The following is a 313-nucleotide window of genomic DNA, read 5'->3' as shown; positions in this document are numbered from 1 at the left end:
ATTGGAAGAGCTGGTTCCTGAGGATCATCTAGTTCGAGTCATCGAGGCCTATGTGGCTCGTCTGGATCTGAAGGTACTGGGGTTCAGCAAGGCTGAGCCGCTCAAGACTGGACGTCCTGGCTATGATCCAGCGGATCTACTCAAGCTTTATCTGTACGGTTACTTCCAGCGCATCCGCTCCTCCCGGCGCCTGGAAGCCGACTGCCAACGCAATGTCGAGGTGATGTGGCTGCTGGGCCGATTGGCACCGGATTTCAAGACCATTGCTGATTTTCGCAAGGACAACAGCGCTGCTTTTCAGGCGACCTGCCGC

General features: G+C 56.2%; 1 protein-coding gene. It reads left to right on the top strand.

Going from position 1 to position 313, the window contains the following annotated elements:
• Position 1: 1 nt before the first annotated feature.
• The coding region (locus tag ACNFCJ_RS24170) for a transposase (RefSeq protein ID WP_416773907.1) at positions 2-313 on the top strand (312 nt) is incomplete at its 3' end.

Source organism: Pseudomonas sp. NY15364, assembly GCF_048068235.1.
Lineage (GTDB): Bacteria > Pseudomonadota > Gammaproteobacteria > Pseudomonadales > Pseudomonadaceae > Aquipseudomonas > Aquipseudomonas mendocina_D.
Note: the sequence above shows the minus strand (reverse complement) of the source record. Positions and strands in the feature narration are given on the sequence as shown.